Raw genomic sequence first — 21,479 nt, 5'->3', positions numbered from 1 at the left:
CATGACCGCCCATCGAATTGGTTTCCTGATTTGGCCCAGCACAAAAGCACTGACGCTTGCGCTGGCTGAGGAGGCCTTGCGTGTTGCTCAGCGCGTGCACCCGGAGGTGGTCTACGAGTTGTCGTTTCTGCTCGCCGAGCCTGCCACCGAAGGCGCCTGGCAATTGCCGGGTGAGCCATGGGCGGGCAAGCTTGAAGGCTTCCAGAAGCTGTTTTTGCTGGCGGATGAGCCGCCCACCGCCATTGCTTCGCAACTCAGCAGCGCACTCAAGCAGCAGGTTCGCGCAGGCTGCGTGATCGGCGGTTTGTCGGCCGGTGTGTACCCGTTGGCCCAGCTTGGCCTGCTCGACGGCTACCGCGCCGCTGTGCACTGGCGCTGGCAGGATGACTTTGCCGAGCGCTTCCCCAAGGTCATCGCCACCAGCCACTTGTTCGACTGGGACCGTGACCGCCTGACCGCCTGTGGCGGCATGTCGGTGCTCGATTTGCTGTTGGCCGTGCTGGCCCGCGACCACGGCGCCGAACTCGCCGGTGCGGTGTCCGAAGAACTGGTGGTGGAGCGCATCCGCGAAGGCGGTGAGCGCCAGCGCATCCCGCTGCAAAACCGCCTGGGCTCCAGCCACCCGAAGCTGACCCAAGCCGTATTGCTGATGGAAGCCAACATCGAAGAGCCGCTGACAACCGACGAAATCGCCCAGCACGTGTGTGTGTCGCGACGACAACTGGAGCGCATCTTCAAGCAGTACCTCAATCGCGTCCCCAGCCAGTACTACCTGGAACTGCGCCTGAACAAGGCGCGCCAGATGCTCATGCAAACCAGCAAGTCGATCATTCAGATCGGCCTGTCGTGTGGCTTCTCCTCGGGGCCGCATTTCTCCAGCGCCTACCGCAACTTCTTCGGCGCCACCCCGCGCGAAGACCGCAACCAGCGGCGCAGCAGCAGCCCGTTCGAGTTGTCGTCAGTGCCGTCCGAGCGCGGTTGATTACTCCTCCATCGGTGTAGGGCCTACGATCACCAATTGCGCGCCTTGCTCATCCACGGTGGCGGCATCTACTTGAAAATCAACGCCGGTGCGCACGTAGTGTTGCCTGAGATGGTCCAGGCTCCGCGGCGACAAGGGGTTGGCGCTGAAATCGCAATCGTAGCCATAGGCTGTGGTCGATTCGAGTAGATCGGCCGGGATTTCGCGGATCAGATTGTTACTCAGGTCGATCGTTTCCAGATTCGCGAGGCTGAACACGCCGTGGGGCACCTCGCTGATGCCGGTGTTGCGCAAGTGCAGCGCGCTCAATTGCGACAGGTTGCTGACGTTGGGCGCCAGGCTCAGTGGGTTATTGGTCAGGCTCAGGTACTCAAGCTCGGTCATGTCGCCGAGCATGTTGATGTCCGGCGTGGTCAAGGTGATGCTGCACTCCTCGATGCTCAGGGTGGCCAGCCTCGCCAAGCGCGGCAGGGTGGTCGGCAGCGTCCCTAGCACGCAGCGGTTGAGTGTCAGTGTTTCCAGTTTGCCAAAGCAGCGCAATGTGCCATCGACATTGCCGGTGGTGCCGCCTCCGTTGATTTCCAGGTTGGAGACATGCTCGAACGTTGCGCTCAGTTCCGGCAGCGGGCCCAAGGCTGATGTTTGCAGGGCCACTGAATGGGTGAATTCATCGCCCAGGCTTTCTTCATCCTCCTCGCTTTCGCGGCGCCAGGCCTCTTCAAGCACGGTTTTGATGTGCAGGCGTGCGAGTTGCTCCTGGGCGGCTGCCTGTTCATCCAGTGGGGTGTCAAGAATCGGATGGCGATCGGGTACGTTCAGCGCCCATTGCTGCAAGTCGGTGACCAGTTGGGCGTATTCGGCTTCAATGCGCGTCAACGTCGGGCCGACCGCGTCCATGTTGCCGGGCAGCCTGAAGAGGAAGCGGTCAGCTTCGGATTCCAGGTAGGTCGGGTACAGAATCCTGACCCTGGAGCGTTCCACGCTCGGGGCTTGGGCGTTGAAATGCTCGCCGTATGCCTGGCAGTAGGCCTTGATCTGTTCCAGTGCCGGCAGCATCAACGGGTTGCCCGAAAGGTTAAATTGCCTGGCGATGTCGGGCGTCACGCTGAACAGGGTCTGGGGCAGTGCGCTGATTTGGTTGTCGCTGAGCAGGGCTGCCTGCAGTATTGGGCGCTGTACCAGGCCGTCCGGCAGGTGGTCGATGCCGGTGGCCGACAAGTCCAGATAAATCAGCTCGGGCATGCCCCGCACATCGGGTACCAGCCGCAGCGGGTTGCTGTGCAGGTCGAGCGAATGCAAGTTGCTCATTGCGCTTAATCGGGCATGGCTTTGCGCGGTGAGGGTAATGTTGCAATCACTCAGGGTCAGGCTGTTCAGCGTGCGCATGCCGCTCAGCTGTGGCGGCAAGTCTGCCAGCGGTATCGACCTGAGCTCCAGATGACGCAGCCTGGGGAACCTGAGTAAAAAATGCTCGACGCCGCCCATACGCCTGCCGCTTATCAGCGACAGCAGTGACACATGGTTCAAGGTGACGCCCAGCTCCGGCAGGTCGGCTAACCCCGGCGCATAAAGCCTCAGCGTATGACCGTTGCGGGCGGGGTTGGCGAAATACTCGTCCTTATCGGTTTCCCGACGCCAGCACTGCTCAATCTGTTCGGCCACCAACGTGCGCGATTGTTGCTCGTAATAGCGTCGCTCGGCGGTCATTGCCAGCTGCGTGTCGGGGTCGATAGGCGCAATGTCGGCCTGCCAGGTGTGCAAATTCTGGCGCAATATCTGCCGTTGCTCACGCAGGAGCGCAAGTTGATTGGCGGCACCTTCCGGCCGCGTCTGCATGTGTTCGAGCAGCAGCTGTATTTGCGCGTCCGCCAGGCTCGGGAACAGCTCGCGTAACTGCGCAGTCAGCGGCGGCGGCCCGTCACCATAGGCCGCCTGCGCCTGGTAGCCGTCCATGCCGCCCAACAGCTTCATGGTTTCGGGGTCGTAAGTCGGTTTGCGCAGCGGGTCTGTGCTGAGTATTTCGCGCAAGCGATTGCGCGCTATGGCCTGCTGCCGAATGTGCTGGCGCAGGCGCGGGCCTTGGTCCACGTTCAACTGCATAGCTTGGCGCTGGCTGTCGGGCAGTGCGCTGAGGATGGCCGAATAAAAATCGCTGGCGGCGGCCAGCGAACCGCGCTCGCCATACGCTGTGTACTGGCCGGTTTCGCTGCGCACCAAGGTCCGCACAATCGGCGCATCGGCAGCGCCGATCTGGTCGCGCAGGCTGCCGGTGGCGCTGTAGTCGCGAAGTTCGAGGCGCACTTGGGCAGACCAGCCGGGCAGTGCGGGCAGCGAGTGCAGCGCCAGGCGCTGTGTGTCCAGCGTCTGGGCGCCGAAGTACAAACCTTCATAGGCCCGGCTCAGGCGTACTTCTTCGAACGCGTTGCGCGCCAGCAGGCCGAGGCGCTGAGGTGTGTTTTGGTTATCCAGCGCTTGCAGTTCTTCGGCCGTGACCTGCTCCAGCAGTTTTTCCGCAACGCAGGCGGGCAGGCCAGGGGCTGCGTCCATCAGGCGCTGCGCCCGTGGGTCACGCGTGGCCTGCCGGTTGGCGTAGTGTGATTCAAACAAGGACGCGCGCTTGTCCTGGGCAATGGCCGCGAGTTTCTTGCGCAGATGGCCGGTGCGTGCGTCCAGGCTCAGGCGCAAGTCCCCGACCGCTGCGCCAAACGCACTGGCAGCCTCTGGCGCCGGCAACTGGGTGAGTATCGCCTTGAGCAAATCACCCGTGTTCAACTGGCTTTCGGGTATCTCGACAGCGGGCAGTTGGGTGTCGCCAAAGGCCCAGGCCGCCTGGCCTTGGGCGTCGATAAATTGCAGGCGGCGTGTTTCCGGCCAGTAACCATACGTGGTCAGTAGTTGCACATTCGCCTGTGGGTCCACTTGCGCATAGGCTGCCGGGTCATCGCTGTTCAGCCGGTCGATCAAGGTTTGAATGTCCCGGTCGACCCGCACGCGGTCCAGGGTATCCATCAGCAGGGCGGGAGGCGTGTGGCTGTTAACGTGCATTTTGCGCAGTGCGCTTTCGTCAACGCCACTGATGCTCAGCGCCAGCGCCTGATCAGCGTCGCTGATACCGTCCACGCTGTGCCCCAGGCGCTGTAACAGGGTTTTTGCGTCCCATTGCAATGGGCGCTCCAGTTCCGTGTGCCAGGCGCCCTGGCCGTTGTGCTGCGCGCTCGGCCGATAAGCGTCGGCACGCGTCGGGTGTTGGATGAGCAGGGTATTGGCGGCCGGGGCTTTTTCCACGGCGTAGAATTTGTCGTCCAGCGGCAACAGGTGTTGGCGTTGATGCTGGAACAGGCCTGACGGGTCGCGGTACGTACCTGCTGGCACGCTGACCGGCTGTTCGTAGGCCGCAAGGTCGGGTTTCCAATAGAGCGTACGGCCATTGGCGAGTTGTACCGGTTTGAAGCGGTCAATGAAGTCGATCACGCCTTGGGGCAGCACCTTGCGAAATTCGGCGATGGCAATCTTGCTGCCCGCGGCGAAACCACCCAGTTGAACCAAGGCTTGCACCGCGTCCAGCAGGTGTTCGACCGCCTCGCTGCCGAGGCCTTCGCTCCAGTCGATGATCCCTTCGAACACCTCATCCAGCAATTGATAGGCCATATAGCCGAGCATCAATTCTCCGGCAAAAGGCACAAACGGCGCGATGACAAAAGCGGCGGCTTGCAGGATTGCGGACGCCACATTGACGAAGGAATCCCACAACGCCCAACGCGCCGCGCGGTCCACGGTTGCCGTGGCGACGGCGTTGGTGCGGCCGTCATTGAGGATCTGGTTGAGTTGGCGCTGGTACTGATGGCGCCACAGGTTGCGACTGCCCGGGGTCGCCACAAAGCGCACCCTTGGATTGTCCGTGGGCGTTTCGCGCCAGCTCGGCAGGTTGCTGCCCGGCACAAAAGGGTGCCAGGTAATGCTGCCGAGCAACTGGCTGAGGTTGGCGAAAAAATGCCCGCGTTGTTCATGCGCCACAAAACGGCTGAAAAAACGTTGGTAGTCGTCACTGCGCAACTGGCGCACCAGTTCTTGGTGCATCGCCTGCGCAGAGGCGTACTCCTTGATCGGGTGTTCGGGGTCGCCGGGTACATAGGCCACGATACGCACCGCAGTGCGTGTTTGCTCAAGGTCTGGCGCAAACACGATGATGCCGGGCAGGTCCACGCCCATCAGGCTCAGGTCGTGGTAACGGAGTGTCTGGCCTGCCAGGCGCACGCCGGCGCCGGCCACGCTGTCGACCAGGCCCTGGAGCAGTTGGTAATAGTCTGGTTGCAGGTCGCCCTTGAGCAAGGCCCAGTGCAGCGCGGTGTGCAACTCGGCTTTGTGGCTGCGTTCGACTTTGCGTTGCAAGACTGCCTCGGCGACCGGTTCGGTCATGCCCAGTTGCTCCTGCAAGTAGCGTTCATACTGCGCGCCGATATCGAGGTCGCGGCACAGCTGGGTAAAGGCCTGAATCGAGAGCACGCGCTTGATGGCCGGCAAGGTCTCGAAAAGCCCTCTGGCGTCGGGGCGCGTCACGAAGGTCGACACCATTTCATAGGCGTCCGCCAACGTTTCCTTGTGTTCGAAGTTGTGCAGGGCGGCGTCGAGCAGTGACACGGTCCAGGTGCGGCTGGCGCCCGAACGGAGCGCAAAACCGGGAATCGTTTGCGGGATGTAAAGCCGCAAGAAGGTATTTTTGACATCCAGGTCCAGGCCGAACTTTGTTTTCAGGGCGAGCGTAAGGATCGGTTCGGCAAACGCTTGGGCGTCCAGCACACCGGCAAGCGCCTGTTCGACTTTGTTTTGCGCGTTCCAGTGGGCAATCGCCAGGCGCTTGAACTCGCTTTGGCTATTGGCGCTGGCGTCGCGCAATGCTTGGGGCAGGCGCGCAGTGCTGTGGCCGAGTGTTTGGCGGCGGCGCGAGGAAGTTTCGCCGAGCCAGCGCGGCATCGCGTCTTTTAACTGCGCGTAATGGCTGTCGGGCTGAGTCGAGAGGGTGGTGCGCGGCGTTTGTTCTGCAGAGTCAGGCATGTTGCCAATCCTTGAGCGTGATTAAAGCGCTCCAGTAAATCGGCGTGCGGCAACCGTGGGTGCTAACGGGTTAGCGCAATTGGCACGGGTTGATCTGATCCGGCGCGTTGTGCCGAAAACCCCGCCGCTGGTTTACACTGCGCCATTGCGACGCAATATGTCGCATTGCCGTAAACCCGCGTAAAACCGGGGTTGGCGCTATAAGAAGTTGTCGCTTGGCGGCAAGGCCGCGCTGAAAACTGTCCTTACAATCCCTGCATCGCCCGCCAGTATCAGGCAGGCGTTCCTCTTCAGGAGACTCCGATGTCCGTTGAGCAAGCCCCGGTGCAACGTGCCGATTTCGACCAGGTCATGGTTCCCAACTACGCACCTGCCGCATTTATCCCTGTGCGTGGCGCGGGTTCGCGCGTATGGGACCAGGCGGGTCGCGAGCTGATCGACTTTGCCGGCGGCATCGCGGTTAACGTATTGGGCCACGCCCACCCGGCGCTGGTCGGTGCATTGACCGAGCAAGCCAACAAGCTCTGGCATGTTTCCAACGTCTTCACCAATGAGCCGGCGCTGCGCCTGGCGCACAAGCTGATCGACGCCACTTTTGCCGAGCGCGTGTTCTTCTGCAACTCCGGCGCCGAAGCCAACGAGGCCGCGTTCAAGCTGGCCCGTCGCGTGGCGTTCGACCGTTTCGGTACTGAAAAGTACGAGATCATCGCCGCGCTCAACAGCTTCCACGGCCGCACGCTGTTTACCGTTAACGTCGGTGGCCAGTCGAAGTACTCCGATGGTTTCGGGCCTAAAATCACCGGCATCACCCACGTTCCTTATAACGACCTGGACGCCTTGAAAGCGGCCGTGTCCGACAAAACCTGCGCGGTGGTGCTGGAACCGATCCAGGGCGAAGGCGGCGTGCTGCCAGCCGAACTGGCTTACCTGCAAGGTGCGCGCGAACTGTGTGATGCGAACAATGCGTTGCTGGTGTTCGACGAAGTGCAAACCGGCATGGGCCGCAGCGGCCACTTGTTCGCCTACCAGCACTACGGCGTGACGCCAGACATCCTCAGCAGCGCCAAGAGCCTGGGCGGCGGTTTCCCGATCGCGGCGATGCTGACTACCGAGGCGCTGGCCAAGCATTTGGTGGTCGGCACCCACGGCACCACGTACGGCGGCAACCCGCTGGCCTGTGCGGTGGCCGAAGCGGTAATCGACGTGATCAACACGCCTGACGTGTTGGCCGGGGTGAACGCCAAGCACGCGCTGTTCAAGGCGCGCCTGCAGCAGATCGGCGAGCAATACGGCATCTTCACCGAAGTGCGCGGTTTGGGTTTGCTGATCGGTTGCGTGTTGAGCGACGCCTTCAAAGGCCGGGCCAAGGACGTGTTCAACGCGGCCGAAAAAGAAAACCTGATGATCCTGCAAGCCGGCCCGGACGTGGTGCGTTTTGCGCCGAGCCTGGTGGTGGAAGAAGCGGACATCAACGAAGGCCTGGACCGTTTTGAGCGTGCAGTGAAAACCCTGACGCAAGCTTGATTCAAATGTAGGAGGGGGCTTGCTGCCGATAGCGGTGAATCAGTCACCTGATTTATCAAATGACAAACTGCTATCGGGAGCAAGCCCCCTCCCACATTGCACTATTCCAACATTGGAATACTCCCACTGTGGGTAGGTGTTGTTCCTGATCTTCCCGGTATTTTCCCCTATGATTTTTCGAGTTAAGGAGTGACACCATGCTGGTGATGCGCCCCGCGCAAATGGCTGATCTGGGCGAGGTACAGCGTCTGGCTGCGGACAGCCCGATTGGTGTCACTTCCTTGCCGGATGATGTGGAACGCCTGAGCGACAAGATCGCCGCCAGCGAAGCGTCTTTCGCAGCCGAGGTCAGTTTCAACGGTGAAGAAAGCTATTTCTTCGTACTCGAAGACACCGAAACCGGCAAGCTCGCAGGCTGCTCGGCCATCGTCGCGTCGGCGGGTTACTCGGAGCCGTTCTACAGTTTTCGTAACGAAACCTTTGTGCACGCCTCCCGCGAGCTCAAAATCCACAACAAGATCCATGTGCTTTCGCAGTGCCACGACCTCACCGGCAACAGCCTGCTCACCAGTTTTTACGTGATGCCTGCGCTGGTTGGTTCGCCGTGGTCGGAACTCAATTCGCGTGGCCGCCTGTTGTTTGTCGCCAGCCACCCGGAGCGCTTCGCCGATTCGGTGGTGACCGAGATAGTCGGCTACAGCGATGAGAACGGCGACTCGCCGTTCTGGGACGCCATCGGCCGCAACTTCTTCGACCTCAACTACGCCGCCGCCGAACGCCTGTGCGGGCTGAAAAGCCGCACCTTTCTTGCCGAGCTGATGCCGCACTACCCGATCTACGTGCCGTTGCTGCCGGACGCCGCCCAGGAAGCCATGGGCCAGGTGCACCCGCGCGCGCAAATCACCTTCGACATTCTGATGCGTGAAGGGTTTGAGACCGACCATTACATCGACATCTTCGACGGTGGCCCAACGCTGCACGCGCGGGTTTCGGGTATTCGCTCAATCGCCCAAAGCCGCGTAGTGCCGGTGAAGATCGGCGAGATGGTCAAGGGTGTTGGCCGCCAGTACCTGGTGAGCAACGCGCAGTTGCAGGACTACCGTGCGGTGATGCTGGACCTGGACTACGCGCCCGGCAAACCGGTGATCCTCGACCTGGCAACCGCCGAAGCCTTGGGCGTCGGCGAAGGTGCCAGCGTGCGTCTGGTTGCCGTTTAAACACAGAGTTTCGCGAGTGGCCCACGCGGGCGGCTTGTCTGAGGAGATAGCATGATCGTTCGTCCCGTACGCAGCAGCGATTTACCGGCCCTGATTGATCTGGCGCGCAGCACCGGCACCGGCCTCACCACCTTGCCCGCCAACGAAGAGCGCCTGACCCACCGGGTTGGCTGGGCCGAAAAAACCTTTCGCGGCGACGCGGGGCGCGGCGATACCGACTACCTGTTTGTGCTCGAAAACGACGAAGGCCGTGTGGTGGGTATTTCCGCCATCGCCGGTGCCGTCGGCCTGCGCGAGCCTTGGTACAACTTCCGGGTCGGCCTGACGGTCAGCGCTTCTCAAGAGTTGAACATTTACCGCGAGATTCCGACGCTGTTTCTGGCCAACGACCTCACCGGCAATTCCGAACTGTGTTCGTTGTTCCTGCACGCCGATTACCGCAACGGCCTCAACGGCCGCATGCTGGCCAAGGCGCGCATGTTGTTTATTGCCGAGTTCCCGCAGTTGTTCGGCAACAAGATCATTGCCGAGATGCGCGGTGTGTCGAATGACGCCGGGCGTTCGCCATTTTGGGAAAGCCTCGGTCGGCACTTTTTCAAGATGGAATTCAGCCAGGCGGATTACCTCACCGGCGTGGGCAACAAGGCGTTTATTGCCGAACTGATGCCGAAGTTTCCGCTGTACAGCTGCTTCCTCTCCGAAGACGCGCGCAACGTGATCGGCAAGGTGCACCCCGACACCGAGCCTGCGCTGAGCATGCTCAAGAGCGAAGGGTTCAGCTACCAGGGCTATGTCGACATCTTCGACGCCGGTCCGGCGGTGGAATGTGAAACCACCAAAATTCGCGCCGTGCGCGACAGCCAATCGCTGGTGTTGGCGATCGGCACACCGGGGGACGACGCCACGCCGTTCCTGATCCATAACCGCAAGCGTGAAGAGTGCCGCATCACCGCCGCGCCGGCTCGTCTGGCGGCAGGCACGTTGGTGGTCGATCCGCAGACCGCCAAGCGCCTGCAACTGGTGGTCGGTGATCAAGTGCGTGCGGTACCGTTGTCTGCTGCTCGGGAGTCGAAATAATGAATTCGTTGTATATCGCAGGTGCCTGGCTGGCAGGCCAGGGCGAACTGTTTGAATCGCGTAACCCGGTCACCCAGCACGTGCTGTGGAGCGGCAATGGCGCCAGCGCCGAACAGGTTGAGTCCGCCGTGCAGGCCGCACGCCAGGCCTTTGCCGAGTGGGCACGGCGCCCGCTGGAAGAGCGCATCGGCGTGCTGGAAGCCTTCGCCGCCACGCTGAAAAGCCGCGCCGATGAAATCGCCCGCTGCATCGGCGAAGAAACCGGCAAGCCGCTGTGGGAATCGGCCACCGAAGTCACCAGCATGGCCAACAAAATCGCGATCTCGGTGCAGAGCTACCGCGAACGCACCGGCGAAAAGAGCGGCCCGCTGGGCGACGCCACCGCCGTGTTGCGTCACAAACCCCACGGCGTGGTGGCGGTGTTTGGCCCGTATAACTTCCCTGGCCATTTGCCCAACGGGCATATCGTCCCGGCGTTGCTCGCGGGCAACACCGTGCTGTTCAAGCCGAGCGAGTTGACGCCTAAAGTCGCCGAGCTGACCGTGCAATGCTGGGTCGAAGCGGGTTTGCCGGCAGGCGTGTTGAACCTGCTGCAAGGCGGGCGCGAAACCGGTATCGCGTTGGCGGCCAACCCAGGTATCGACGGTCTGTTCTTCACCGGTTCGAGCCGCACCGGCAATCACCTGCACCAACAGTTCTCGGGCCGCCCGGACAAGATCCTGGCCCTGGAAATGGGCGGCAATAACCCGTTGGTGGTCGACGAAGTGGCCGATGTAGATGCGGCGGTTTACACCATTATTCAGTCGGCATTTATTTCTGCCGGCCAGCGTTGCACCTGTGCCCGGCGTTTGCTGGTGCCGCAAGGCGCGTGGGGCGATGCGTTGCTGGCGCGCCTGGTGGCGGTCAGCGCGACGATTGAAGTCGGTGCGTTCGACCAGCAGCCGCCACCGTTCATGGGCTCGGTGATTTCCCTTGGCGCGGCGAAAGCCTTGATGGATGCCCAGGAACTGCTGTTGGCGAATGGCGCCGTGGCGTTGCTCGAAATGACCCAGCCGCAGGCTCAGGCCGCGTTGCTGACACCGGGCATCATCGACGTGACCGGTGTCACCGAGCGCGAAGACGAAGAGCTGTTTGGCCCGTTGCTGCAAGTGGTTCGCTACGCCGATTTTGCCGCAGCGATTGCCGAGGCCAACAACACCCAGTACGGCTTGGCCGCGGGCTTGTTGTCGGATTCACACGCGCGCTATCAGCAGTTCTGGCTGCAAAGCCGCGCGGGCATCGTTAACTGGAACAAGCAGCTTACCGGCGCCGCCAGCACCGCGCCGTTCGGTGGCGTAGGCGCCTCGGGAAACCACCGCGCCAGTGCGTATTACGCGGCCGATTATTGCGCGTACCCGGTGGCGTCTTTGGAGACCCCAAGCCTGGTGGTCCCCGCCACGCTGACCCCCGGCATTACGCTGGCCTAAAGGTGGGCCTTGATCGGATTTACAGCTATAGATCTGCACTAGATGCCTATAAAAACAGATGTTCGTGGAGCCTCGCCGATGAAATCCTGTGAAGTCAATTTTGACGGTCTAGTGGGGCCGACCCATAACTACGGTGGCTTGTCCTACGGCAACGTCGCGTCCCAGAGCAACAGCCAGCAGTCTTCCAACCCGAAGGAAGCGGCGTTGCAAGGCCTGCAAAAAATGAAGGCGCTGATGGACATGGGCTTTGTGCAAGGCGTGTTGGCGCCGCAGGAACGTCCTGACGTAGCCGCCTTGCGCAAACTTGGTTTCAGCGGCAGCGACGCGCAGGTTATCCAGCAAGCGGCCAAACACGCCATGCCCTTGCTGGTCGCCAGTTGCTCGGCGTCGAGCATGTGGGTGGCCAACGCCGCCACCGTCAGCCCCAGCGCCGATACGGCGGATGGCCGCGTGCATTTCACCGCCGCCAACCTCAATTGCAAATACCACCGCAGCATTGAGCACCCGACCACCAGCCGCGTGCTGGGAGCGATGTTTGCCGACGGCAAACACTTCGCCCACCACGCCGCGTTGCCGGCGGTGGCGCAGTTCGGTGACGAAGGCGCGGCCAACCACACGCGTTTCTGCCGTGACTATGGCGAGGCGGGCGTCGAGTTCTTCGTGTTCGGCCGCAGTGCCTTTGACACCCGTTACCCTGCGCCGCAAAAGTACCCCGCGCGCCAGACCCTTGAAGCGTCGCAGGCCGTCGCGCGCCTGCACGGGCTTGCCGACACCGGCGTGGTCTACGCCCAGCAGAACCCGGCGGTGATCGATGCCGGCGTGTTCCACAACGACGTGATCGCGGTGGGCAACGGCGAGGTGCTGTTCTATCACGAGGACGCGTTTCTCAATACCGAGCAGATGCTCGCCGAGTTGCACGGCAAGTTGGGCAAATTGGGCGGTAACTTCCAGTCGGTGTGCGTGCCGCGCGCGCTGGTCAGCGTCGAGGACGCGGTGCGTTCCTACCTGTTCAACAGCCAGTTGTTGACGCGCGCCGACGGCTCGATGCTGCTGATCGTGCCGGAAGAGTGCCGCGCCAACGCACGCGTCTGGCAGTACCTGCAAGGCTTGACCGCCGCCGGTGGGTTGATCCGCGAAGTGAAGGTGTTCGACCTCAAGCAAAGCATGCAAAACGGCGGCGGCCCGGCGTGCCTGCGTTTGCGCGTGGCCTTGAACGAAACGGAACTGGCGGCGGTGAACCCAGGCGTTATCATGACCGCGCCGTTGTTTGACACGCTGACTCAATGGGTCGACAAGCACTACCGCGACAGCCTGCGTGAAACCGACCTGGCTGACCCGCAATTGCTGCTTGAGTGCCGGACGGCATTGGATGAACTGACGCAAATCCTTAAACTGGGCTCGGTGTATCCTTTCCAGATCAATTAACGCCACTTCTTTTACACCCCATGGCTGAGAACTATTTATGACCATCGACACCCTGAAACTGATTCTTGAAGACACCGACGGCACCCAGCTGGAAACCTCCTGCACCCGCGTCGCAGTGGTCTGGCAGGGCAAGGAAATCTGGATTCAGCACGATGGCCGCGGCCAACTGTTGATCGGCGTAGACGTAGAAGAAGGCGACGCCGAGTACGCCAACCTGCTGATGCGCCCATTGGCGACTAACTTGATGAGCCTGCAACTGGAAATGGAGCCGGCCGACGTCGAAGGTGATGACGACGACCACGTCCACGGCCCAGGCTGCAACCACTAAGGAAGCTGCTTATGCTCGCCCTCGGCAAACTGCTTGAACTGACCCTCGCCGGTCGTGAACCGGCGCAAAAAATTCAACTGACTGTCGACGGCGTGCAGATGCGCTGGCTCAGCGAGGGCGCACTTGAGGTGCGCCCGCCGCTGGCACAGGACAACGGCTGCGACCTGCTGTTGTCGTGTGGCATCCATGGCAACGAAACCGCGCCGATCGAACTGCTCGACCGCCTGTTGCATGGCATCGCGCGCGGGGAGCTCAAACCGCGCACGCGTATTCTGTTCCTGTTCGGCAACCCCGAGGCCATGCGCCGCGGTGAGCGTTACCTGGAACTGGACGTCAACCGGCTGTTCAACGGCCGTCATGAACAAAATATCGGCCCCGAAGCGATGCGCGCCGCCGAGCTTGAGCAACTGGCGCGCAGCTTCTTCAGCGTGCCCGACCGCTCGCGCCTGCATTACGACCTGCACACGGCCATTCGCGGCTCGAAGATCGAGCAGTTTGCGCTGTACCCATGGAAAGACGGGCGCCAGCATTCGCGCCACGAACTCGCCCGCCTGTGCGCCGCCGGCATGCAAGCGGTGCTGCTGCAGAACAAGCCTTCTATCACCTTCACCGCGTTCACCTACGAGCAACTCGACGCCGAGTCCTTCACCCTGGAATTGGGCAAGGCGCGGCCGTTCGGGCATAACCAGGGCGTGGACGTGTCGCGCCTGGAAACCCGCCTCAAGCACATCATCGAAGGCACGGAGCCTGTGACCGACAGCCTCGATGGCCTGCAGCTTTTTGCGGTGTCACGCGAAGTGATCAAGCACAGCGATGCGTTCCTGCTGCACCTGCCGGCGGATGTAGAAAACTTTTCGGAGTTGGAGAAGGGCTACTTGCTGGCCGAAGACGTGGCCAAAACCCGCTGGGTGATCGAGGAGGAGGGCGCACGTGTTATCTTCCCCAACCCGAAGGTGAAGAATGGCCTGCGCGCGGGCATATTGATCGTGCCCACCACCGACGCCGGGCTAGCGTAAACCTCCAGGCCTCACCGCATACAACTGTGGGAGCGGGCTTGCTCGCGATAGCGGTGTGTCAGGTAGATATTTTTCAACTGACAGACCGCTATCGCGAGCAAGCCCGCTCCCACATTGGTTTTGTGCTGTTGTTTAGACGGCTACGGCACGCGGCTCGCTGCGGCGGATCGCGCGAATCTTGTGCAGGGTGTCGGCGCAGGTACGCGCGGCTTCCTGGCCCTTGTGCACGAAGTGCTCGTAGAAGAACGTGTGGTGCTCGGTGCCGGCGTGGAAGTGATGCGGGGTCAGTGACACCGAGAACACTGGCACTTCGGTTTCCAGCTGCACCTGCATCAGGCCGCTGACCACCGATTGGGCGACGAATTCGTGACGGTAGATGCCTCCGTCCACCACCAGCGCTGCGGCAACGATGCCAGCGTAACGGCCGGTCTTGGCCAGCAACTTGGCGTGCAGGGGCATTTCAAAGGCGCCGCCGACTTCAAAGAAATCGATGTCCGATTCCTGGTAGCCCTGAGCGATCATTTCGGCGAGGAAGCCTTTGCGCGATTGGTCGACAATATCCTTGTGCCAGCAGGCCTGGATAAACGCGACACGCTCGCCGTGATGGTTTTTGCTTTTGCTGTCGATTGCGGTAGGTTGCATGTTCTGACTCCTGTTTAAGAAAAAAACAGGGCGTTATGAATCGAATGGGATTTAAGGGTACGGACAGCCTGGTCATGCAAACATGACGTCAGCGTGCGGCCCTTAGGTGCCAATCCCGTTCTCTCTTCATCCGGACTATGACCGTCGGCCCCGGGATCACACCGGGTCTGCTGACCTTGTCGCCGTACCGCATGAGCGGTTCGAGGCGCCAAGCGCTCGCGGGCTATGCACATTGCGTGCAATTACCGCCGGTGGGGAATTACACCCCGCCCTGAGAACGTTGCCACCAGAACCCTGGCGGCGGAGAGTTTTTAACATGGTTTTTCAAAAACTGCACGACCGTCGTTTCGATAAGCTATATCGGTTTGTTTGGTTGGTATTCGATTAATCATCAAGAGTCTTTATATTCTATGGCGATGCCCGCAGTCATTATTCACGCAGGGCTTACCTAATCTGCTAGAGGCGACTTTCATGACTGTGATTGACCTGCGCAGCGACACCGTGACCCAACCCACCCCCGGTATGCTCGATGCCATGGCCAGCGCGGTCAGCGGCGATGACGTGTATGGCGAAGACCCCAGCGTCAACCATTTAGAGGCTGAACTGGCCAAGCGCCTGGGGTTTCAGGCCGCGTTGTTCGTGCCCACGGGCACCATGAGCAACTTGTTGGCATTGATGGCGCATTGTGAGCGCGGCGAGGAATACATCGTCGGGCAGCAGGCCCACACCTACAAATACGAAGGCGGTGGTGCGGCGGTGCTGGGTTCTATCCAGCCACAGCCGCTGGAGGTGCAGCCAGACGGCAGCCTCGACCTTAACCACGTGCTGGCGGCGATCAAGCCCGACGACTTCCACTTTGCCCGCACGCGCCTGTTGGCGCTCGAAAACACTATGCAGGGCAAAGTATTGCCGCTGGACTACCTGGCAAAAGCCCGTGCGTTTACGCGTGAGCATGGCCTGGCGCTGCACTTGGACGGCGCGCGAATCTACAACGCGGCGGTCAAGCTCGGGGTGGATGCGCGCGAAATTGCCCAGCACTTCGACTCGGTCTCGGTGTGCCTGTCCAAGGGCCTCGGCGCGCCGGTGGGCTCGGTGTTGTGCGGCGCCACGGCGCTGATCGCCAAGGCGCGGCGCCTGCGCAAGATGCTCGGCGGCGGGATGCGCCAGGCTGGCAGCCTGGCCGCCGCGGGGCTGTATGCGCTGGATCATCAGGTGCAGCGCCTGGCTGATGACCATGCCAACGCGCACTGGCTGGGCGAAGAACTGCGCAAGGCCGGTTACACGATTGAGCCGGTACAGACCAATATGGTCTACGTGCAGGTCGGTGATCAGGCGCAGGCCTTGAAGGCGTTTGCCGCCGAGCGCGGGATCAAATTGACCGCCGCGCCGCGCCTGCGCATGGTCACGCATCTGGATGTGAGCCGGGCGCAGATTGAGCGCGTGCTGCAGACATTCATCGAATTTTCGCGGCAATGACCGTGCTGGCTGTCTAATTGAGCGTTTCTATCACATAAACACGCTGTACCACCGGCAAAGGGCCGATATAATGCTGCCCTTTGCCGTCGCTCCGTCTGATGATGTTGCGCACTGGCCTTTGGCCGCAGACTCCGTGGAAGAACCTAATGAAAAGCGCAGAAATCCGTGAAGCCTTCCTTCGCTTCTTCGAAGAGCAAGGTCACACCCGTGTCGCCTCCAGCTCCTTGATCCCAGGCAATGACCCAACCCTGCTGTTCACTAACGCGGGCATGAACCAGTTCAAGGACTGCTTTTTGGGTCAAGAAAAACGCGCGTACACCCGCGCCACCAGCAGTCAGAAGTGCGTGCGCGCCGGCGGCAAGAACAGTGACCTGGAAAACGTCGGTTACACCGCTCGCCACCACACCTTCTTCGAAATGCTGGGCAACTTCAGCTTCGGTGATTATTTCAAAAAAGATGCGATCACGTTTGCCTGGACCTTCCTGACCGGCGTGTTGAAGCTGCCTAAAGACAAGCTGTGGGTCACCGTCTACGCAACCGACGATGAAGCGTATGACATCTGGACCAAAGAAGTCGGTGTGCCGGTTGAGCGCATGATCCGCATCGGCGACAACAAGGGCGCGCCGTATGCGTCCGATAACTTCTGGACCATGGGCGACACCGGCCCGTGCGGCCCGTGCACCGAGATTTTCTACGATCACGGCGCCGACATCTGGGGCGGCCCGCCGGGCTCGCCGGAAGAAGACGGCGACCGTTACATCGAGATCTGGAACAACGTGTTCATGCAGTTCAACCGCACCGCCGATGGCGTGTTGCATCCGCTGCCGGCGCCGTCGGTCGACACCGGCATGGGCCTGGAGCGGATCAGTGCGGTGATGCAGCACGTACACTCCAACTACGAAATCGACCTGTTCACCAACCTGTTGAGCGCTTCGGCTGCGGCGATTGGCTGCGCCAACGAAAGCCAGTCTTCGCTCAAGGTGGTGTCGGACCACATTCGTTCCTGCGGTTTCCTGATCGCCGATGGCGTGCTGCCGTCGAACGAAGGCCGTGGTTACGTGTTGCGCCGTATTATCCGTCGCGCCTGCCGTCACGGTAACAAGCTGGGCGCCAGCGGCAGTTTCTTCTACAAAATCGTCGCCGCGCTGGTGGCCGAGATGGGCGAAGCCTTCCCGGAACTCAAGCAGCAGCAAGACAACATCGAGCGCGTGCTCAAGGCCGAAGAAGAGCAGTTTTCCAAGACCCTGGAACATGGCCTGAAAATTCTGGAACAGGACCTGGCTGATCTCAAAGGCACTGTGGTGCCAGGCGACGTGGTGTTCAAACTCTACGACACCTACGGCTTTCCGATGGACCTGACTGCCGACATCGCCCGTGAGCGCGAGCTGACCATCGATGAGGCTGGTTTTGAGCGCGAGATGCAGGCCCAGCGCGTGCGTGCCCGCTCCGCCAGTTCTTTTGGCCTGGACTACAACACGCTGGTCAAGGTTGACGTGCCGACCGAGTTTATCGGCTACAAGGCCACGGTTGGCTCGGCGAAAATTGTTGCCATCTATAAGGACGGCAAGTCGGTCGACGTGTTGAACGAAGGCGAGGAGGCGGTCGTGGTGCTGGACCAGACGCCGTTCTACGCCGAATCCGGCGGTCAAATTGGTGACTGTGGTTTCCTCAGCTCGACATCTGGCCGTTTTGAAGTGCGCGACACCACCAAGACCGGCGGTGCGTTCCTGCATCACGGCGTATTGGTGCTGGGTAACTTGACCGTCGGTGCGCCGGTGGACACTCAGGTAGATGCCGACGTACGGCATGCAACTGCCTTGAACCACTCGGCCACTCACTTGCTGCACGCCGCGTTGCGTCAGGTGCTGGGCGAGCATGTTCAGCAGAAAGGTTCGTTGGTCGACAGTCAGCGCCTGCGCTTTGACTTCAGCCACTTCGAGGCGATCAAGCCTGAGCAGTTGAAGGCACTGGAAGACATCGTCAACGCCGAGATTCGCAAGAATTCCCCGGTGGAGATGGAAGAAACCGACATCGAAAGCGCGCGTAAAAGAGGCGCCATGGCGCTGTTTGGCGAGAAGTACGGCGACCAGGTGCGCGTACTCAGCATGGGCGGCAGCTTTTCGGTAGAGCTGTGTGGCGGTATCCACGCCAACCGGACCGGCGACATCGGCCTGCTCAAAATCATCAGCGAAGGCGGTGTGGCCTCTGGTGTGCGACGTATCGAGGCGATCACTGGCGCTGCGGCGCTGGCCTACCTCAACGCTGGCGAAGAACAACTCAAGGAAGTGGCAGGCCTGGTCAAGGGCAGCCGCGACAACCTGATCGACAAACTGTCTGCCGTGCTGGAGCGCAACCGCGCGCTGGAGAAGCAACTGGAGCAGTTGCAGGCCAAGGCAGCCAGTGCGGCGGGCGACGATTTGTCGGCTTCCGCGCTGGACGTCAAGGGTGTAAAAGTGCTGGTTGCGCGCCTAGACGGGCAAGACGGCAAGGCGCTGTTGGCCTTGGTCGATCAGTTGAAGAACAAGCTCGGCCGCGCAGTGATCCTGCTCGGCGGTGTCCATGAGGAAAAGGTCGTGCTGGTTGCCGGTGTAACCAAGGACCTGACTGGCCAACTCAAGGCTGGTGATTTGATGAAGCAAGCTGCCGCGGCAGTGGGCGGGAAGGGCGGTGGTCGTCCTGACATGGCGCAAGGCGGTGGTGTAGACGCCGGTGCCCTGGACGCTGCCCTGGCCCTGACCGTGCCGTTTGTCGAGGCCGGCATTTAAGGCGCTGTTAACACGCCCATGGTCTAGTCATGGGCGTTTTCGGTTGCTGCAAGATTTGTTTATCAGGCGCCCCTTTACGGGCTAAGGCGGCTTAGAAATGGCTTTGATCGTACAGAAATTTGGAGGCACCTCGGTCGGCTCTGTCGAAAGAATCGAGCAGGTCGCCGACAAGGTTAAGAAGTTTCACGATGCCGGCGACGACCTGGTGGTGGTGCTGTCGGCCATGAGCGGCGAGACCAATCGCCTGATCGATCTGGCCAAGGCCATCAGCGGTGATCAACAGCCGCTGGCGCGTGAGCTGGATGTGATCGTGTCCACCGGCGAGCAGGTGACCATCGCGTTGTTGGCCATGGCGCTGAACAAGCGTGGTGTGCCGGCAGTTTCCTACACGGGCAGCCAGGTGCGCATCCTCACAGACAGCGCACATACCAAGGCGCGCATCCTGCAAATCGATGATCAGAAGATTCGTACAGATCTGAAAGCAGGGCGCGTGGTAGTTGTAGCGGGCTTTCAGGGTGTAGACGAGTTGGGCAACATCACCACCCTCGGGCGTGGCGGTTCGGACACCACCGGCGTAGCGCTGGCAGCGGCGCTCAAGGCCGATGAATGCCAGATCTATACTGATGTGGACGGTGTTTACACCACCGACCCGCGCGTGGTGTCGGTGGCCCAGCGCCTCGACAAGATCACCTTTGAAGAGATGCTGGAAATGGCCAGCCTCGGTTCCAAGGTGTTGCAGATCCGCGCGGTGGAATTCGCCGGCAAATACAACGTGCCGCTGCGCGTATTGCACAGCTTCAAAGAGGGTCCGGGCACCCTCATTACTATTGATGAAGAGGAATCCATGGAACAGCCGATCATTTCCGGCATCGCTTTCAACCGCGATGAAGCCAAGCTGACGATCCGTGGCGTGCCAGATACGCCTGGCGTGGCCTTCAAGATCCTCGGCCCTATCAGCGGCGCGAACATTGAAGTCGACATGATCGTGCAGAACGTTTCACACGACAACACCACCGATTTCACCTTCACCGTGCACCGTAACGAGTACGATGCCGCCGAGCGGATCCTGCAGAACACGGCGAGCGGAATTGGCGCCCGTGAAGTGATCGGCGACATCAAGATTGCCAAGGTGTCGATCGTGGGTGTGGGCATGCGTTCGCATGCCGGCGTTGCCAGCCGCATGTTCGAGGCCCTGGCCAAAGAAAGCATCAACATCCAGATGATCTCGACCTCCGAAATCAAGGTGTCGGTGGTGATCGAAGAGAAGTACCTGGAGCTGGCTGTACGCGCGCTGCATACCGCTTTTGAGCTGGACGCTCCGGCCCGACAGGGCGAGTGATGCGATGCCAGAGAGGCGCGGTTTACCGCGCCTTTGATTTTTTGTAGGGCGCATGGCGTTTTGCCTGCGCTCGACAATACTTAGGCCGTTAGAGCTATGGCCTTTGGGTTGTAGGTCGAACGCCTTTTTTTTGCAGACTGTTGTTCCTGAAATGAAATGCGTGAGGAGAAAGGTATGCTGATTCTGACTCGTCGTTGCGCAGAAAGCCTGATTATCGGTGATGGCGAAATCACCGTGACCGTGCTCGGCGTCAAAGGCAATCAAGTACGTATCGGGGTTAACGCTCCGAAAGAGGTAGCGGTACACCGCGAAGAAATTTACCTGCGGATCAAGAAAGAGAAGGACGAAGAACCAAGCCTTTAATTTTTATCGTTTTTTATGTTTGCAAACGGGGATGAACGTGGTTAATATACGCCCCGTGTTGCGGAGAGCTGGCCGAGTGGCCGAAGGCGCTCCCCTGCTAAGGGAGTACACCTCAAAAGGGTGTCGGGGGTTCGAATCCCCCGTTCTCCGCCATTATTTGCTTAGTACGTTGCAATCTGGTTTTTTCGGTAAGTTGTTGAAATTGCTCGAAAAAATAGCTTTACATAGAGATTGAACGGCCTATAATGCGCGGCAACAAATGCACTCGTAGCTCAGCTGGATAGAGTACTCGGCTACGAACCGAGCGGTCACAGGTTCGAATCCTGTCGAGTGCACCATTTAAGAATCATGTGCAGCAATGCAGGTGGCTCGGCTTCAGCCAGTTGTGATCTGGTCTAAAAACACAATCTGCACTCGTAGCTCAGCTGGATAGAGTACTCGGCTACGAACCGAGCGGTCACAGGTTCGAATCCTGTCGAGTGCACCATACAAACAAAAAGCCCGCCTAGTGCGGGCTTTTTGCCGTCTGGGGTTTGTGTAGGGTTTATCCCCGGATTCAGCTTTTCGCCCCGGCCATGTGTTTTCCCTTGAGGTCGTGGCGTCGCAGTTAGTAGATGCAGTCCGTGCTTAGCTTTGTCTCGCAAGCGCTTGTTCTTTCCAGTTTTTTAACGTTAAAAATGGCCGGGCGGTGTATCATTGCGCCCGTCAGCCCCGCCGGGGCTTGTGGAATACCTCCATGGACTTACCCAGTAGTAACTCAGTACCCCGTTTTACCAATCATGAATTGACTGATTGATCCTTCCGGCG

Annotated in this window: 14 protein-coding genes, 3 tRNA genes and 1 riboswitch; of the genes, 15 read left to right on the top strand and 2 right to left on the bottom strand. The window is 60.5% G+C overall.

Annotated elements, in window-relative coordinates:
• Position 1 precedes the first annotated feature (1 nt).
• Positions 2–982 (top strand): transcriptional regulator ArgR, encoded by a 981-nt coding sequence (gene argR, locus AO240_RS08935; RefSeq protein ID WP_058415114.1) that lies wholly within the window; start codon positions 2–4, stop codon positions 980–982.
• Here argR and AO240_RS08930 read toward each other — a convergent pair whose 3' ends face one another.
• Positions 983–6,034 (bottom strand): leucine-rich repeat domain-containing protein, encoded by a 5,052-nt coding sequence (locus AO240_RS08930; protein WP_099236230.1) that lies wholly within the window; start codon positions 6,032–6,034, stop codon positions 983–985.
• 303 nt (positions 6,035–6,337) lie between these two features.
• Here AO240_RS08930 and AO240_RS08925 point away from each other — a divergent pair, with 303 nt between their 5' ends.
• The 7 genes from AO240_RS08925 to astE all read left to right on the top strand — a co-directional run bounded on the left by AO240_RS08925 (position 6,338) and on the right by astE (position 14,087).
• On the top strand, positions 6,338–7,558 hold the full coding sequence (locus tag AO240_RS08925) for an aspartate aminotransferase family protein (protein ID WP_099236229.1): 1,221 nt from the start codon (positions 6,338–6,340) through the stop codon (positions 7,556–7,558).
• A 197-nt stretch (positions 7,559–7,755) separates the two neighbouring features.
• Positions 7,756–8,775, top strand: coding sequence for an arginine/ornithine succinyltransferase subunit alpha (aruF, locus tag AO240_RS08920; RefSeq protein ID WP_058415111.1), 1,020 nt, complete (start codon positions 7,756–7,758; stop codon positions 8,773–8,775).
• 51 nt (positions 8,776–8,826) lie between these two features.
• Positions 8,827–9,852 carry an arginine N-succinyltransferase gene (gene astA, locus AO240_RS08915; RefSeq protein WP_099236228.1) on the top strand — a complete coding sequence of 342 codons (1,026 nt, stop codon included), beginning with the start codon at positions 8,827–8,829 and terminating at the stop codon, positions 9,850–9,852.
• Positions 9,849–11,318, top strand: coding sequence for a succinylglutamate-semialdehyde dehydrogenase (gene astD / locus AO240_RS08910; RefSeq protein WP_177445804.1), 1,470 nt, complete (start codon positions 9,849–9,851; stop codon positions 11,316–11,318). Before astA ends, astD begins: the two co-directional genes overlap by 4 nt.
• Before the next feature lie 78 nt (positions 11,319–11,396).
• Positions 11,397–12,743, top strand: coding sequence for an N-succinylarginine dihydrolase (gene astB / locus AO240_RS08905; RefSeq protein ID WP_099236226.1), 1,347 nt, complete (start codon positions 11,397–11,399; stop codon positions 12,741–12,743).
• Between the two features lie 37 nt (positions 12,744–12,780).
• Positions 12,781–13,071 (top strand): hypothetical protein, encoded by a 291-nt coding sequence (locus tag AO240_RS08900; protein ID WP_058415107.1) that lies wholly within the window; start codon positions 12,781–12,783, stop codon positions 13,069–13,071.
• A gap of 11 nt (positions 13,072–13,082) precedes the next feature.
• Positions 13,083–14,087, top strand: coding sequence for a succinylglutamate desuccinylase (gene astE / locus AO240_RS08895; protein WP_099236225.1), 1,005 nt, complete (start codon positions 13,083–13,085; stop codon positions 14,085–14,087).
• 132 nt (positions 14,088–14,219) lie between these two features.
• Here the strand turns inward: astE and AO240_RS08890 are convergent, their stop codons facing one another.
• Complete coding sequence (locus AO240_RS08890) at positions 14,220–14,729, bottom strand: 6,7-dimethyl-8-ribityllumazine synthase (protein ID WP_058415840.1); 510 nt, start codon at positions 14,727–14,729, stop codon at positions 14,220–14,222.
• A 113-nt stretch (positions 14,730–14,842) separates the two neighbouring features.
• A riboswitch (FMN riboswitch) is annotated at positions 14,843–15,012 on the bottom strand.
• Between the two features lie 188 nt (positions 15,013–15,200).
• Between AO240_RS08890 and ltaE the strand changes: the two genes are divergently transcribed.
• The 7 genes from ltaE (at position 15,201) to AO240_RS08855 (ending at position 21,159) form a co-directional block, all read left to right on the top strand.
• Positions 15,201–16,205, top strand: a complete 1,005-nt coding sequence (gene ltaE, locus AO240_RS08885; protein WP_099236224.1) for a low-specificity L-threonine aldolase — start codon at positions 15,201–15,203, stop codon at positions 16,203–16,205.
• A gap of 146 nt (positions 16,206–16,351) precedes the next feature.
• Complete coding sequence (gene alaS / locus AO240_RS08880; protein ID WP_099236223.1) at positions 16,352–18,970, top strand: alanine--tRNA ligase; 2,619 nt, start codon at positions 16,352–16,354, stop codon at positions 18,968–18,970.
• 97 nt (positions 18,971–19,067) lie between these two features.
• Positions 19,068–20,309, top strand: a complete 1,242-nt coding sequence (locus AO240_RS08875) for an aspartate kinase (protein WP_058415837.1) — start codon at positions 19,068–19,070, stop codon at positions 20,307–20,309.
• Positions 20,310–20,483: 174 nt separating this feature from the next.
• Positions 20,484–20,672: a carbon storage regulator CsrA gene (gene csrA, locus AO240_RS08870; RefSeq protein ID WP_003175645.1), complete on the top strand. Its 189-nt coding sequence runs from the start codon at positions 20,484–20,486 to the stop codon at positions 20,670–20,672.
• Positions 20,673–20,734: 62 nt separating this feature from the next.
• Positions 20,735–20,825, top strand: a tRNA-Ser gene (locus tag AO240_RS08865).
• Between the two features lie 108 nt (positions 20,826–20,933).
• Positions 20,934–21,010 (top strand) — tRNA-Arg (locus AO240_RS08860).
• Between the two features lie 72 nt (positions 21,011–21,082).
• Positions 21,083–21,159: transfer RNA gene (locus AO240_RS08855), tRNA-Arg, on the top strand.
• Positions 21,160–21,479: the final 320 nt, after the last annotated feature.

Source organism: Pseudomonas sp. ICMP 460 (assembly GCF_002723595.1).
Taxonomy (GTDB): Bacteria; Pseudomonadota; Gammaproteobacteria; order Pseudomonadales; family Pseudomonadaceae; genus Aquipseudomonas; species Aquipseudomonas kitaguniensis.
The sequence above is the reverse complement of the archived record's forward strand: the minus strand, read 5'-3'. Positions and strand labels throughout refer to the sequence as shown.

Excerpts from the sequence above, each read along its gene's own strand:
- ltaE (WP_099236224.1), top strand. The coding sequence starts at position 15,201 with ATGACTGTGATTGACCTGCGCAGCGACACCGTGACCCAACCCACCCCC.
- astA (WP_099236228.1), top strand. The coding sequence starts at position 8,827 with ATGATCGTTCGTCCCGTACGCAGCAGCGATTTACCGGCCCTGATTGAT.
- aruF (WP_058415111.1), top strand. The coding sequence starts at position 7,756 with ATGCTGGTGATGCGCCCCGCGCAAATGGCTGATCTGGGCGAGGTACAG.
- astE (WP_099236225.1), top strand. The coding sequence starts at position 13,083 with ATGCTCGCCCTCGGCAAACTGCTTGAACTGACCCTCGCCGGTCGTGAA.
- AO240_RS08900 (WP_058415107.1), top strand. The coding sequence starts at position 12,781 with ATGACCATCGACACCCTGAAACTGATTCTTGAAGACACCGACGGCACC.
- AO240_RS08925 (WP_099236229.1), top strand. The coding sequence starts at position 6,338 with ATGTCCGTTGAGCAAGCCCCGGTGCAACGTGCCGATTTCGACCAGGTC.
- csrA (WP_003175645.1), top strand. The coding sequence starts at position 20,484 with ATGCTGATTCTGACTCGTCGTTGCGCAGAAAGCCTGATTATCGGTGAT.
- argR (WP_058415114.1), top strand. The coding sequence starts at position 2 with ATGACCGCCCATCGAATTGGTTTCCTGATTTGGCCCAGCACAAAAGCA.
- alaS (WP_099236223.1), top strand. The coding sequence starts at position 16,352 with ATGAAAAGCGCAGAAATCCGTGAAGCCTTCCTTCGCTTCTTCGAAGAG.
- AO240_RS08875 (WP_058415837.1), top strand. The coding sequence starts at position 19,068 with ATGGCTTTGATCGTACAGAAATTTGGAGGCACCTCGGTCGGCTCTGTC.
- AO240_RS08890 (WP_058415840.1), bottom strand. The coding sequence starts at position 14,729 with ATGCAACCTACCGCAATCGACAGCAAAAGCAAAAACCATCACGGCGAG.
- astB (WP_099236226.1), top strand. The coding sequence starts at position 11,397 with ATGAAATCCTGTGAAGTCAATTTTGACGGTCTAGTGGGGCCGACCCAT.
- AO240_RS08930 (WP_099236230.1), bottom strand. The coding sequence starts at position 6,034 with ATGCCTGACTCTGCAGAACAAACGCCGCGCACCACCCTCTCGACTCAG.